Here is a 13,330-nt window from a genome sequence, read left to right on the forward strand (position 1 = left end):
GAAAATTGTGAAATTAGTTTTTTGTGGCGCGCTTTTTGGGGCTGCTACGCAGCCCATCGCGACGCAAAGCGGCCCCCGTCAATCTCAAGGCTTACTCAGCACCAACAGCCAAGGCCCATAGCTACGCAGCTCTCCGCCATGCGGCCGGACCACCGCACGCAGCGCCGCCTCGGGTTTGCGCAGGTCATACACACCGGTGACGCGCTTGGCCCCCAGCGCATCGTCACGCAGCAGCACCTTGCCCGGCAGGTACCGCGCCAGCTCCGCAACCAGTTCGGCCACCGTCTGGTCATCGGCAATCAGTTGCCCTTGACGCCAGGCGGCCGCCTGCGCGGGCACGAAGGTGTGCACCTGTACCAGCCCGTCGTCATAGCGCAGCCGCTGCCCTGCAGTCAGCGCACCGGACAGCACATGCCCATCGCCGCTGTCCTCGACCCGCACCGACCCGTGCTGCACATCCACCCCTACCCTGCCTGGCCGCAGTGCGACGTTGAACGCCGTCCCGGTCACCGTCACCTGCACCGCCTGGGCACGCACGTGAAACGGCTTGGCTTTGTCGGGGGTGACCTGGAAAAAGGCCTGGCCGGTGAGCAGGCGCACATCACGGTGATCACCCGCATAGTCCACAGCGATGGCCGTGTCGCTGTCCATCTGCACCACGCTGCCATCGGCCAGGGTGATGTCGCGCGTTTCGCCCTGGGCCGTGCGGTAGTCGGCCTGCAGCCGCAGGCTCAAGGAAGGCGCCAGCGCCACCAACAGGCAGGCAGCGACCGCAGCGCCCAGCCACCAGCGGCGCCGAGATGTGCGTTGCACAGGCAGACGCAGTACCTCAGCTTGCGGCCATTGCGCGGTGGTGGCAGGGGCCAGTTGCCCCGTCAGTTGCCACACCCGCTCGGCTTTGCGGTAGGCCTCGGCGTTGGCCGAATCGCTGGCGCACCATTGCTCGAACTCGGCACGCAGCGGCCCATCCTGCGGGGCCTGCTGCAGGCGCAGGAGCCAGTCCAGGGCCTGCTCGCGGCGGCTGGATACGAGGTCTGCTGGCGTCATGTCCGGCACGTCTCCTGGGGGCTGAGGGGCGCGAAGGGTCGCACAGAGTCGGCCCGATGAGCAAAGGACGCGCCAGCGCCTGGTTTTTTCAACAGCCCCGTCAAAGGTCGTCCTCCAGCCGCGCCATGCAATGGCTCATGGCGTCGCGCACCAGTTGATGCACCAAGCTCACGGAGACGTTCAGGTGGTTGGCCACCTGCTGCAAGGTGAAGCCCCCTAGGCGGTGCATTTCGAAGGCGATGCGGGTGCGTTGCGGCAGTTCTTCGAGGGCTCGGCTGATGGCGTCCAGTTCGTTCTGCTGGCTGACCGCCTGCTCGGGCGAGGCACTGCTCGACGGCAGCTCGGCGAGGATTTCGTCGCCGTCTGGCTGGGCTTTTTCGGTGGCGGTGCGGCGGGTCTGATCCAGGGCCAGGTTACGCACGATGCGGTAGAGGTAGCTGGCCGGGTGGCGGATGTCGGCATCATCCTGCTGCCCACTGAAACGCAGCCAGGCTTCCTGGACCACATCCTCGGCGCGGGCACGGCAGCCAACGATCGGGCGGGCATAATCGACCAACGCCGCCCGATGGGCCAAGTACAGCTGCAGTTTGTCGTCCGCCACGGGGTGGTATGCCAGGGAGTATCGGGGGCGGCGATGTTACCCGTAGTCGAGAATCATTATCAATACATGATCACGGGCGGTACCCACCTGTAGGAGCAGCCTTGTGCTGCGAAGAGGCCGGTGACAGCTTCATATAACGAACCTGTTTTCACCGGCCTCTTCGCAGCACAAGGCTGCTCCTACAAACGGGCGCGTAGCGTTTACAGCCTTACGCTGGCGAACGTCGACTCGTTGCGTGCCTGGCTCAGCGCCGCCATCGGCCCGCTGTGCGGCGACAGGGTCATGGCCTGCGGGATCGGCATCATCGCCACCTGCTGCGCGGTGTTGGAGCCCACGCGCTCATCACGCGGCGGAATGCCGAAGTACTCGCGGTAGCACTTGGAGAAATGCGGGGTAGAGACGAAGCCACACACCGAGGCCACTTCGATGATCGACATCGGCGTCTGCTTCAGCAACTGCCGCGCGCGGATCAGGCGCAGCTTCAGGTAATAGCGCGACGGCGAGCAGTGCAGGTACTTCTGGAACAAGCGCTCGAGCTGGCGCCGCGACACCGACACATACACCGCCAGTTCGTCGAGGTCGATCGGCTCTTCCAGGTTGGCCTCCATCAGCGCGACGATTTCCTGCAGCTTTGGCTGGTTGGTGCCGAGCATGTGCTTGAGCGGCACGCGCTGGTGGTCTTGCTCGTTGCGAATGCGCTCGTAGACGAACATCTCGGAGATCGCCGCCGACAGTTCACGGCCGTGATCGCGGCTAATCAGGTGCAGCATCATGTCCAGCGGCGCGGTGCCACCGGAGCTGGTAAAGCGGTTGCGGTCGAGGGTGAACAGGCGGGTGCTCATGTTCACCCGTGGGTAGGCCTCCTGCATGGCGGCCAGGCATTCCCAGTGCACGCTGCAATCGAAGCCGTCGAGCAGCCCGGCACAGGCCAGCGCCCAGCTGCCAGTACACACCGCGCCCAGGCGCCGCGACTGGCGAGCCTGCGCCTGCAGCCAGGTCACGTGTTCACGGGTAACGGTGCGCTGAATGCCGACACCGCCGCAGACGATCACGGTGTCGATCGGCGGCGCATTGTGCATGGCCGCGTCGGGGGTGATCTGCAGGCCATCACTGGCCCAGACCTGGCCGCCATCGACGGTCAGGGTGTGCCAGCGGTACAGCTCGCGGCCGGAAAGCTGGTTGGCCATGCGCAGCGGCTCGACCGCCGACGCCAGGGAAATCAGGGTGAAGTTGTCCAGTAGAAGAAACCCGATGGACTGGGGAGCTGTGCGGTTCTGGGTTGGATTCCCGGAGGTGTACGACGTCATCGCGATTTCTCCTCACACAAATGCAGGGTGTGCCTCAGGCGGGCACTGATTTTTTTGTTATGGCCCCCTCTTCGTAGGTAGGGGCTTGTTGCCAATCACAACGCAAACGCCGTGCCTGAAATTGAACGGCTATCCGAAAAAACCTGAAAACGACGCCTTTACTCGGCAAATCAGGGCCTTCGGCGCGGGCTGGCTGAACTTCTGGAACCGCCGTGCTAGGCGCGCTCCTTGTAACTGCTGAGCACTTTGGTGACACGTGCCTGGTGGGTTGCCCAGAAACGACACTCTTAAGTGTCACCGACAATGCCCACACTCATCGCGACATCTGACGGCCGGTCATGCACAAACGCCCCATAGTGGGGCGTCGTGGTGACCAGCAGCGCGTGATTAGCGCATCAGCATTCGATGGCGCTGACCGCCAGGCCGCCGCGTGAGGTCTCTTTGTACTTGTCGTGCATGTCGGCGCCGGTGTCACGCATGGTGCGGATCACCTGGTCGAGGGAAATGAAGTGTTCGCCGTCACCGCGCAGGGCCATCTGCACTGCGTTGATCGCCTTGACTGCGGCAATCGCGTTGCGCTCGATGCACGGCACCTGCACCAGGCCACCGACCGGGTCGCAGGTCAGGCCAAGGTTGTGTTCCAAAGCGATTTCGGCTGCGTTTTCCAATTGTGGCGGTGTCGCCCCCAACACTTGCGCAAGACCTGCCGCCGCCATGGCACAGGCCGAACCGACCTCGCCCTGGCAGCCGACTTCGGCGCCGGAAATTGAAGCGTTCTTCTTGCACAGGATGCCGACCGCTGCCGCCCCGAGGAAGAAGTCGGTCACGTTCGACTCGTCCACCACATCACTGAAGCGCATGTAGTAGTGCAGCACCGCCGGGATGATGCCCGCAGCGCCGTTGGTGGGCGCGGTGACCATGCGCCCGCCGGCGGCGTTTTCTTCGTTGACCGCCAGGGCGAACAGGTTGACCCACTCCATGGCGCTCATGGTCGAGCCGATCACGTTGGGCTTGCCGATCTCTTGCAAGCTGCGGTGCAGCTTGGCGGCGCGGCGCCGTACGTTGAGGCCGCCGGGCAGCGTGCCTTCGTATTTCAGGCCGTTGGTGACGCACTCCTGCATGGCTTGCCAGAGCTTCTGCAGGCCGGCGTGGATCTCTTCCTCGCTGCGCCAGACCTTCTCGTTGGCCATCATCAATTGCGACACGCTGAGGTCGTTTTGCTTGCACAGTTGCAGCAGCTCGGCGGCACTGTTGAAGTCGTAGGGCAATACGGTCTGGTCGGCGTCCAGCACACCGCTGGCGGCCTGCGCGGCATCGACCACAAAGCCACCGCCCACCGAGTAGTAGGTGTCGCGGTGCAGCTCGCCCTGCGCGCCTTCGGCGATCAAGGTCATGGCGTTGGGGTGGTACGGCAGGTTCTCGTCCAGCAACAGCATGTCGCGGGCCCAGACAAACTCGATGGGCAGGCGGCCGGCCAGCAGCAGGGTGTTGGTTTCGCGCAGGTCGGCGATGCGAGGGACGATCTGGGTGGGGTCGATGGCGTCCGGCCACTCGCCCATCAGGCCCATGATGGTGGCGTTGTCGGTGCCGTGGCCGATGCCGGTGGCCGAGAGCGAACCATACAGCCGCACCTCGACCCGTTTTACCTGCTCCAGTTCGCCGCGCTCGCGCAGCCCCTGCACAAACAGAGCGCCAGCCCGCATGGGGCCAACGGTGTGGGAGCTGGAGGGCCCGACACCAATCTTGAACAGGTCGAACACGCTGATGGCCATTGTCGAATCACCTCTTGCTGGGCTTGTCTCTGCGCGCCATGCGCAGGGCGGGGCAACTGCTAGGCTGAAGCTGCGAGCCGCCATGAATGCACGCATCATCGGCCTTTTGCCTACCCCTTCGCCGTCTGCAACCGACGTAGTTTTGTCCAGCTGCGCCGTGCTGTTTTTACCTGAGGTACTGCCGTCTTCACGCCGTTTTCCAGCGGCCTGGTGACGCAAAAACGCGGCCGAGGGGGTGGAAAAATCCATATGCGACATCGCCAGTACTGGATACGACCCGTTCCGTACTGGATACGACCCCACCAGTAGGCGATTGCCCGGCGCTGGAGGATTATCAAAAGCGACTCGTATAGCACGGCCACGCAACCTGCCCTCTGCAGGCCTGGTCGACCGGACCTTCAGAACGCCCGGCGACCCACGCGAACCCGAAGACAAAATCACAGGAGTCCATCCATGAAAGGTTCACCCTCGCTGTTGTTGGTTGCGTTGTTGTCCACCCCGCTGCTGGCCCAGGCCGCCGAGCCTGAGCAGTGCCAGACGGTACGTTTCTCCGATGTCGGCTGGACCGACATCACGGTGACGACAGCCACCACAAGCGTTGTGCTCGAAGCCCTGGGTTACAAGACCCACACCACCATGATCTCGGTACCGGTGACCTATAAGTCGCTGGCCACCGGCAAGGACCTGGACGTGTTTCTCGGCAACTGGATGCCGACCATGGAGAACGACATCAAGCAGTACCGCGACGCCGGCACCGTCGAGACCGTGCGCGCCAACCTGGAAAACGCCAAGTACACCTTGGCCGTGCCCCAGGCGCTGTATGACAAGGGCCTGAAGGATTTCAGCGACATCCCCAAGTTCAAGAAAGAACTGGACGGCAAGATCTACGGCATCGAGCCGGGTAACGACGGCAACCGCACCATCCAGAGCATGATCGACAAGAACGCCTTCGGCCTGAAGGACGCGGGCTTCAAGATCGTGCAGTCGAGCGAGGCCGGCATGCTGTCGCAGGTCGACCGGGCGCAGAAACGCAACGAGTCGGTGGTGTTCCTGGGCTGGGAACCGCACCCGATGAACACCCGCTTCAAGATGCAGTACCTCACCGGCGGGGATGATTTTTTCGGCCCCGAATTCGGCAAGGCAACCGTATTGACCAACACCCGCAAGGGTTACGTGCAGGAATGCAGCAACGTTGGCCAACTGCTCAAGAACCTGTCGTTCGAGCTCAAGGATGAAAGCACCATGATGGGCTATGTCCTGGACGACAAGATGAAACCCGAAGCAGCCGCCAAGAAGTGGCTTAAAGACAACCCCGGCAAGCTGGATACCTGGCTGGCGGGCGTTACCACCGTTGATGGCAAACCCGGCCTTGAGGCGGCCAAGGCCAAGCTGGCGCAATAACGCACCACGCAATAGCGCTACCTCGGGGCGGGACCGTGCCCGCCCCGGACTGATTTCAATCTTTGCAGGTGGAAGCTCGCTATCATGCTTATCGATCAGAAAATACCCCTGGGGCAGTACATCGCGTCGTTCGTCGAATGGCTGACCCAGAACGGCGCGAATTATTTCGACGCCATCGCGCAAGGCCTGGAGTTCATGATCCATGGCGTCACCAGTACCCTGACCTGGTTCAACCCGTTCGTCCTCATCGCCCTGTTCGCCGCCCTGGCGCACGTTATTCAGCGCAAGTGGGGGCTGACGGCGTTCGTTGCGCTGTCGTTCCTGCTTATCTTCAACCTGGGTTACTGGCAGGAAACCATGGAAACCCTGGCGCAGGTGACCTTCGCCACCGTGGTCTGCGTGGCCATTGGCGTGCCGCTGGGCATCGTCGCCGCGCATAAACCGATGTTCTATACCGCCATGCGCCCGGTACTCGACCTGATGCAGACGGTACCCACCTTCGTTTACCTGATCCCGACCCTGACCCTGTTCGGCCTGGGCGTGGTTCCGGGGCTGATCTCGACGGTGGTGTTCGCCATCGCCGCGCCGATCCGCCTCACCTACCTGGGCATTTGCGATGTGCCACAAGAGCTGCTCGACGCCGGCAAGGCCTTTGGCTGCTCGCGCCGTCAGCTGCTGACCCGCATCGAACTGCCCCACGCGATGCCGAGCATCGCGGCCGGTGTCACCCAATGCATCATGCTGTCGCTGTCGATGGTAGTCATCGCGGCCCTGGTGGGCGCCGACGGCCTGGGCAAACCTGTGGTCAACGCACTGAACACCGCCGATATCTCCCTGGGCTTCGAAGCGGGCCTGGCGATCGTGCTGCTGGCGATCATGCTCGACCGTATCTGCAAGCAACCGGAAGTCACGGTAAGGGGTGAAGCATGAGCATCATTCGGTTCGAAGACGTCGACGTCATCTTCTCCAACAAACCGCGCGAGGCGCTGTCGCTGCTCGACCAGGGCAAAACCCGCGAGCAAATCCTCAAGCAGACCGGCCTGGTGGTGGGTGTCGAAAAAGCCAACCTGGATATCGAGAAAGGCGAAATTTGCGTGCTCATGGGCCTGTCCGGCTCGGGCAAGTCGAGCCTGCTGCGCTGCATCAACGGCCTGAACACGGTCAGCCGCGGCAAGCTGTTCGTCGAGCATGAAGGCAAGCACATCGACATCGCCCACTGCACCCCGGCCGAGCTGAAGATGATGCGCACCAAGCGCATCGCCATGGTGTTCCAGAAGTTCGCCCTGATGCCCTGGCTGACGGTGCGCGAGAACATCAGCTTTGGCCTGGAAATGCAGGGCCGCCCAGAGAAAGAGCGGCGCAAGCTGGTGGACGAGAAGCTTGAACTGGTTGGCCTGACCCAGTGGCGCAACAAGAAGCCCGACGAGCTGTCCGGGGGTATGCAGCAGCGGGTGGGCCTGGCCCGGGCGCTGGCGATGGATGCCGACATTCTGCTGATGGACGAACCGTTCTCGGCACTCGACCCGCTGATCCGCCAGGGCCTGCAGGACGAACTGCTGGAGCTGCAGCGCAAGCTGAGCAAGACCATCGTGTTCGTCAGCCACGACTTGGACGAAGCGTTGAAGCTGGGCAGCCGCATTGCAATCATGAAGGACGGCCGGATCATCCAGTACAGCAAGCCCGAAGAGATCGTACTGAACCCGGCGGACGACTATGTGCGCACCTTCGTTGCCCACACCAACCCGCTGAACGTGCTGTGCGGCCGCAGCCTGATGCGCAGCCTGGACAACTGCAAACGGGTCAATGGGTCGGTGTGCCTGGACCCGGGTATCGACTCATGGCTGGACATTGGCGAAGGCGGCTCGCTCAAGCGCGCACGCCAAGGCCAGAACGGCCTGGATATGCAGAATTGGGCGCCAGGGCAGAATGTAGAGTTGCTGGAGCGCAGGCCGACGGTGGTGCACGCCGATATCGGTATGCGTGAGGCGCTGCAGATTCGTTATCAGACGGGCAACAAGCTGGTGCTGCAGGATAACGACAAGGTGGTGGGGATTCTTGGGGATACCGAGCTTTACCACGCGTTGTTGGGCAAGAATCACGGGTGATGCCATTGGGGCCGCGTTGCGGCCCATTCGCAGCGCAAGGCTGCCCCTACAGGGGGGCGCGTATTCTTGTAGGAGCAGCCTTGTGCTGCGAATGGAGGGCAATGCCCTCCCAGCAATGGCTCAGCGAACGACGATCCCGCGCGAAGCCATGTAGGCCTTGGCTTCCGGAACGGTGTACTCGCCAAAGTGGAAGATACTGGCCGCCAACACCGCGCTGGCATGCCCTTCCAGAATCCCGTCCGCCAGGTGCTGCAGGTTACCCACCCCACCCGACGCAATCACCGGAATCCCCAGCGCATCGCTGATGGCCCGGGTAACGCCCAGGTCAAAGCCGTTCTTCATGCCGTCCTGGTCCATGCTGGTCAGCAGGATCTCACCGGCACCCAGGCCTTCCATCTTCTTCGCCCACTCCACCGCATCCAACCCGGTCGGCTTGCGCCCGCCATGGGTGAAAATCTCCCAGCGCGGCGTTTCACCCGGCGCGGAGACCTTCTTGGCATCGATGGCAACGACGATGCACTGCGAACCGAAACGGTCCGCCGCCTCGCCCACGAACTCCGGGTTGAACACCGCAGCCGTGTTGATCGAGACCTTGTCGGCACCGGCATTGAGCAGGTTGCGGATGTCCTGCACGGTGCGCACGCCACCGCCCACAGTCAGCGGGATGAACACTTGGCTGGCCATGCGCTCGACGGTATGCAGCGTGGTGTCGCGGCCATCGACGCTGGCGGTGATGTCGAGGAAGGTGATTTCGTCGGCACCCTGCTCGTTGTAGCGACGGGCAATTTCTACCGGGTCGCCGGCATCACGGATGTTCTCGAACTTGACGCCCTTGACCACCCGGCCGTTATCCACGTCCAGGCAAGGGATGATGCGCTTGGCCAGTGCCATGGTTCAGTCCTCAGCCTTGGTAGTTGTCGCAGAAGGCCTGGGCCTCGGCGACATCGAGGGTGCCTTCGTAAATGGCACGGCCAGTGATGGCGCCGATGATGCCAGGGGCCTTGGCGTCCAGCAGGGCCTTGATGTCGCCCAGGTTATGAATGCCACCCGATGCGATCACCGGAATGCGCGTGGCTTCGGCCAGGGCTTTGGTGAAGGGCACGTTGCAGCCCTGCATCATGCCGTCTTTGGCGATGTCGGTGTAGACGATCGCCGAGACGCCATCGGCCTCGAAACGCTTGGCCAGGTCGATGACCTGAACAGTGCTGACTTCAGCCCAGCCGTCGGTGGCGACGAAACCGTCCTTGGCGTCCAGGCCAACGATGACCTTGCCCGGGAAGGCCTTGCAGGCCTCGGCGACGAACGCTGGCTGCTTAACCGCCTTGGTGCCGATGATGACGTAGCTGACGCCCGCCTTGACGTAGTGCTCGATGGTTTCCAGCGAGCGAATGCCGCCGCCGATCTGGATCGGCAGGGTCGGGTAACGCTTGGCGATGGCGGTAACCACTTCGCCGTTGACCGGCTGGCCTTCGAAGGCGCCGTTGAGGTCGACCAGGTGCAGGCGGCGGCAGCCACCCTCGACCCATTTGGCGGCCATGCTCACCGGGTCATCGGAAAATACCGTGGAGTCTTCCATGCGGCCCTGGCGCAGGCGCACGCAGGCACCGTCCTTCAGATCGATAGCGGGGATAATCAGCATCTTGGGAACCTGTCTATTTGTTGGGTTTCAGGGCTTCTCGAGTGCCCACAGGTCGCTCTCGATGCTCTCGAACCGCTCCTTGAGGTGCAGCTGAACATCGGCAATCGCCCTGTTGTAGTAATGGGGTGCAATCTCTTTGCTGAACAGGTCGAGGACCTCGGCCACTTCAAACGACCCCAACTGCAGCTCGAAACGGTCTTCGAGAAAACGCTTGAGCGTATCGAGCGCTTCGCGCTCCTGCTAGGGGGGCCAGGGTAATGATCGGGGCCTTGGTCTTCGATCGGCTCATTTACCAGCGCCCGTCCCAGGCGACGAAGTTCTGCAGCAACTGCAGGCCATGGGTGTGGCTCTTCTCTGGGTGGAACTGCACGGCAAAGCGCGAGCCGTCGGCCAGCGCGGCGGCGAAGTCGACGCCATAGTGGCCGCGACCGACCACCTGGCTCGGCTTGCCGGCATTGATGTAGTAGCTGTGCACGAAATAGAAACGTGCGCGGTCAGGGATGTCGTGCCACAGCGGATGGTGGTTGGCCTGGCTGACTTCGTTCCAGCCCATGTGCGGCACCTTCAGGTGCTCGCCATCCTCTTGCAGGCCCTTGCCGAAAAACTTCACCTGGCCTGGGAACAGGCCGATGCAGTCAACGCCGTTATTCTCTTCACTGTGTTCGAGCAGCGCTTGCATGCCGACACAGATGCCGAGGAACGGGCGGTCCTGGCTGACTTCACGCACCAGGCTGTCGAAGCCCAGGCGACGGATTTCGGCCATGCAGTCGCGAATCGCGCCCACGCCTGGGAACACCACGCGGTCAGCCTCGCGGATCACCGCGGCGTCGCTGGTGACCAGTACCTTGCCGGCGCCGACATGCTCGAGCGCCTTGGCCACCGAGTGCAGGTTGCCCATGCCATAGTCGATTACGGCTACCGTCTGCATTTACAGGCATCCCTTGGTGGAAGGCATCTGCCCAGCCATGCGCTCGTCCAAGGTAATGGCCATGCGCAGCGCGCGGCCGAACGCCTTGAACACGGTTTCGATCTGGTGGTGGGTGTTGTGGCCACGCAGGTTGTCGATGTGCAGGCTCACCAGGGCGTGGTTGACGAAGCCCTGGAAGAACTCCTGGAACAGGTCGACATCGAAGCCACCGACCGTGGCGCGGGTGTACGGCACGTGCATCTGCAGGCCTGGGCGGCCAGAGAAGTCGATGACCACGCGCGACAGCGCTTCGTCCAGCGGCACATAGGCATGGCCGTAGCGGAAGATGCCTTTTTTATCGCCGATCGCCTGGGCGAATGCCTGGCCCAGGGTGATACCGACGTCTTCGACGGTATGGTGATCGTCGATGTGCAGGTCACCCTTGCACTCGATGTCCAGATCGATCAGCCCATGTCGGGCGATCTGGTCGAGCATGTGTTCAAGGAAAGGCACACCGATATCAAATCGGGCCTTGCCGCTGCCATCTAGGTTGATCGAGCACTTGACCTGGGTTTCCAGGGTATTGCGCTCGACGGAAGCCTTACGTTCGACCATCACCAGCTCCGCAAAATCATTGGGCGAAAAGGGCTCCATTATAGGCCCAGAACGCGCCAGCTTGAAACGCGGATGACATATGGCAAAGCAAGCAATGACGGGGGGTAGATGCCGTTACAGGTCTATACAAGCTGTGAATCTGGGGCTGCGTTGCAGCCCTTTCGCCGGCTCTTGCACCCAACCACGCCCTTGTAGGAGCGGCCTTGCGCCGCGAAAGGGGCGCACAGCGCCCCCCCCTACCTTCAATGGAACAGTACAGCCGTCTTCTGCAACGTAATCCACACCCCCCAAGCCAGCGGCACAACCACCGCAGCCCAGGCGATCAGCACCAACGGCAAGCTGCCCGGTGCGGCATGCCACTCCAGCGAACGTGCGCCATCGGCACCCTTGTCATGGCTCAGCGCACGCTCGGCGGCCAGTTGCTGGTCGCTCATGAAGTGCTTGTCGGCCACCGGGCGGATCAGCATGTTGCAGATAAAGCCCAGCACCAGCAGGCCCGCGAGGATATACAGGGTCATGTCATACGCCGCCGCGCGCTCAACGCCCGCCGCCAGCTGAGACTCGCGCAGGTAGGTGATCAGCACCGGCCCCAGCACGCCCGCCGCCGCCCAGGCCGTCAGCAGGCGCCCATGAATCGCACCGACCATCTGCGTGCCGAACAGGTCGGCCAGGTACGCCGGCACCGTGGCAAAGCCACCACCGTACATCGACAGGATGATGCAGAACGCCGCCACGAACAGCGCCACGTTGCCCAGGTGACCCATGTTCGGCACCAGGCTGTAGAGGCCCACGCCCAAGGCGAAGAAGGCAAAGTAGGTGTTCTTGCGGCCAATGTAGTCAGAGAACGACGCCCAGAAGAAGCGCCCGCCAATGTTGAACAGGCTCAGCAAGCCGGTGAAGCCCGCTGCGATGGCGGCAATTTGCGCCAGCTGGGTGGCGTTCAGTTCGCTGAAGCTCAGCTCGTTGCCCAGCAACTTGCCGGCGAACACTTCCTGCAACAGCGGCGACGCCATGCCCAGAATACCGATGCCGGCCGAGACGTTCAGGCACAGCACCAGCCACACCAGGGCGAACTGTGGGGTTTTCCAGGCCACGCTGACGTGCACATGGCGGTCGGTGACCATGCCATTGCCGGCCTTTTTCGCCGGGGCGGTCCAGCCCTCAGGCTTCCAGCCGGTCGGTGGCACGCGGTAACCCAGGGCGCCGGCGGTCATGAACACGAAGTAGATCGCCGCCATCACCACGAAGCTTTGCCATACCCCAACGTCTTCTGCGCTGCCAAAGTGGCCCATCAGCGCGGTCGCCAGGGGGGCGCCGACCATCGCGCCACCGCCAAACCCCATGATCGCCATGCCGGTGGCCATGCCGCGTTTGTCCGGGAACCACTTGATCAGCGTCGACACCGGCGAAATGTAGCCCAAGCCCAGGCCAATGCCGCCGATCACACCAGAGCCCAGCCACATCAGCCACAGCTGATGGGTCTTCACCCCAATCGCCGAGATCAGCATGCCGCCGCACCAGCACAGCGCCGACACCAGCCCGGCCTTGCGCGGCCCGGCGTGTTCCAACCAGCCGCCAAGCACCGCGGCCGAGCAGCCGAGGAACACGAAGAACAAGGTGTAGATCCAGCTCAGCATCGAAATCGGCCAGTCGCACGCGGCGCTGAACAGGCGGGCGATGAACCCCATGTCCGCCGAGCAGGCCACCGGCGCAGTGATGCCGATGGCTTGCGACAGCGGCAACCAGAACACCGAGAAGCCATAGGCCATGCCGATACACAGGTGGATAGCCAAGGCGGCCGGTGGCACCAGCCAACGGTTGAAGCCCGGACGGGCGATGATGCGCTCCTTCGACAGGAAGCTCGGCGCACCGGCCAAGGTGCCCGCCGTGACGTTACTGCTCATGGGTTTGATCCTTTTTGTATGGCCTTTACTGG

At 62.9% G+C, this 13,330-nt stretch carries 12 protein-coding genes and 1 pseudogene; 3 read left to right on the forward strand and 10 right to left on the reverse strand.

Annotation, left to right across the window (positions count from 1 at the left end):
• Positions 1-84: 84 nt before the first annotated feature.
• From QOS90_RS17300 to QOS90_RS17315, 4 genes are all read right to left on the reverse strand, one after another.
• Positions 85-1,047: a FecR family protein gene (locus tag QOS90_RS17300; protein WP_085273844.1), complete on the reverse strand. Its 963-nt coding sequence runs from the start codon at positions 1,045-1,047 to the stop codon at positions 85-87.
• A gap of 100 nt (positions 1,048-1,147) precedes the next feature.
• Positions 1,148-1,648, reverse strand: a complete 501-nt coding sequence (locus tag QOS90_RS17305; protein ID WP_027594280.1) for a sigma-70 family RNA polymerase sigma factor — start codon at positions 1,646-1,648, stop codon at positions 1,148-1,150.
• A 200-nt stretch (positions 1,649-1,848) separates the two neighbouring features.
• Positions 1,849-2,955 (reverse strand): choline metabolism transcriptional regulator GbdR, encoded by a 1,107-nt coding sequence (gene gbdR, locus QOS90_RS17310; protein WP_027594279.1) that lies wholly within the window; start codon positions 2,953-2,955, stop codon positions 1,849-1,851.
• Between the two features lie 395 nt (positions 2,956-3,350).
• Positions 3,351-4,727, reverse strand: coding sequence for an L-serine ammonia-lyase (locus QOS90_RS17315; RefSeq protein ID WP_027594278.1), 1,377 nt, complete (start codon positions 4,725-4,727; stop codon positions 3,351-3,353).
• A gap of 453 nt (positions 4,728-5,180) precedes the next feature.
• Here QOS90_RS17315 and QOS90_RS17320 point away from each other — a divergent pair, with 453 nt between their 5' ends.
• The 3 genes from QOS90_RS17320 (at position 5,181) to choV (ending at position 8,233) form a co-directional block, all read left to right on the forward strand.
• Positions 5,181-6,128, forward strand: a complete 948-nt coding sequence (locus QOS90_RS17320; protein ID WP_027594277.1) for a choline ABC transporter substrate-binding protein — start codon at positions 5,181-5,183, stop codon at positions 6,126-6,128.
• A gap of 81 nt (positions 6,129-6,209) precedes the next feature.
• Positions 6,210-7,058 carry a choline ABC transporter permease subunit gene (choW, locus tag QOS90_RS17325; RefSeq protein ID WP_172960399.1) on the forward strand — a complete coding sequence of 283 codons (849 nt, stop codon included), beginning with the start codon at positions 6,210-6,212 and terminating at the stop codon, positions 7,056-7,058.
• Complete coding sequence (gene choV / locus QOS90_RS17330; RefSeq protein WP_027594275.1) at positions 7,055-8,233, forward strand: choline ABC transporter ATP-binding protein; 1,179 nt, start codon at positions 7,055-7,057, stop codon at positions 8,231-8,233. The genes choW and choV overlap by 4 nt, the downstream gene beginning before the upstream one ends.
• 120 nt (positions 8,234-8,353) lie before the next feature.
• On the opposite strand, the gene hisF is transcribed toward choV, so the two are convergent.
• The 6 genes and pseudogenes from hisF to QOS90_RS17360 form a co-directional block, all read right to left on the reverse strand.
• On the reverse strand, positions 8,354-9,124 hold the full coding sequence (gene hisF, locus QOS90_RS17335) for an imidazole glycerol phosphate synthase subunit HisF (protein ID WP_027594274.1): 771 nt from the start codon (positions 9,122-9,124) through the stop codon (positions 8,354-8,356).
• A 10-nt stretch (positions 9,125-9,134) separates the two neighbouring features.
• Positions 9,135-9,872, reverse strand: coding sequence for a 1-(5-phosphoribosyl)-5-[(5-phosphoribosylamino)methylideneamino]imidazole-4-carboxamide isomerase (hisA, locus tag QOS90_RS17340; protein ID WP_027594273.1), 738 nt, complete (start codon positions 9,870-9,872; stop codon positions 9,135-9,137).
• A 27-nt stretch (positions 9,873-9,899) separates the two neighbouring features.
• Positions 9,900-10,161: pseudogene (locus QOS90_RS17345) on the reverse strand (DUF2164 domain-containing protein).
• Positions 10,162-10,800 (reverse strand): imidazole glycerol phosphate synthase subunit HisH, encoded by a 639-nt coding sequence (hisH, locus tag QOS90_RS17350; protein ID WP_027594271.1) that lies wholly within the window; start codon positions 10,798-10,800, stop codon positions 10,162-10,164.
• Positions 10,801-11,394: an imidazoleglycerol-phosphate dehydratase HisB gene (hisB, locus tag QOS90_RS17355; protein ID WP_027594270.1), complete on the reverse strand. Its 594-nt coding sequence runs from the start codon at positions 11,392-11,394 to the stop codon at positions 10,801-10,803.
• A 242-nt stretch (positions 11,395-11,636) separates the two neighbouring features.
• Positions 11,637-13,298 (reverse strand): OFA family MFS transporter, encoded by a 1,662-nt coding sequence (locus QOS90_RS17360; protein WP_085273845.1) that lies wholly within the window; start codon positions 13,296-13,298, stop codon positions 11,637-11,639.
• Between the last annotated feature and the right edge of the window lie 32 nt (positions 13,299-13,330).

The sequence above is a fragment of the Pseudomonas sp. LAIL14HWK12:I10 genome, assembly GCF_900184205.1.
In the GTDB taxonomy this organism is placed as follows: domain Bacteria; phylum Pseudomonadota; class Gammaproteobacteria; order Pseudomonadales; family Pseudomonadaceae; genus Aquipseudomonas; species Aquipseudomonas kermanshahensis.

Excerpts from the sequence above, each read along its gene's own strand:
- QOS90_RS17300 (WP_085273844.1), bottom strand. The coding sequence starts at position 1,047 with ATGACGCCAGCAGACCTCGTATCCAGCCGCCGCGAGCAGGCCCTGGAC.
- gbdR (WP_027594279.1), bottom strand. The coding sequence starts at position 2,955 with ATGACGTCGTACACCTCCGGGAATCCAACCCAGAACCGCACAGCTCCC.
- QOS90_RS17315 (WP_027594278.1), bottom strand. The coding sequence starts at position 4,727 with ATGGCCATCAGCGTGTTCGACCTGTTCAAGATTGGTGTCGGGCCCTCC.
- QOS90_RS17320 (WP_027594277.1), top strand. The coding sequence starts at position 5,181 with ATGAAAGGTTCACCCTCGCTGTTGTTGGTTGCGTTGTTGTCCACCCCG.
- choV (WP_027594275.1), top strand. The coding sequence starts at position 7,055 with ATGAGCATCATTCGGTTCGAAGACGTCGACGTCATCTTCTCCAACAAA.
- hisF (WP_027594274.1), bottom strand. The coding sequence starts at position 9,124 with ATGGCACTGGCCAAGCGCATCATCCCTTGCCTGGACGTGGATAACGGC.
- hisA (WP_027594273.1), bottom strand. The coding sequence starts at position 9,872 with ATGCTGATTATCCCCGCTATCGATCTGAAGGACGGTGCCTGCGTGCGC.
- hisH (WP_027594271.1), bottom strand. The coding sequence starts at position 10,800 with ATGCAGACGGTAGCCGTAATCGACTATGGCATGGGCAACCTGCACTCG.
- hisB (WP_027594270.1), bottom strand. The coding sequence starts at position 11,394 with ATGGTCGAACGTAAGGCTTCCGTCGAGCGCAATACCCTGGAAACCCAG.
- QOS90_RS17360 (WP_085273845.1), bottom strand. The coding sequence starts at position 13,298 with ATGAGCAGTAACGTCACGGCGGGCACCTTGGCCGGTGCGCCGAGCTTC.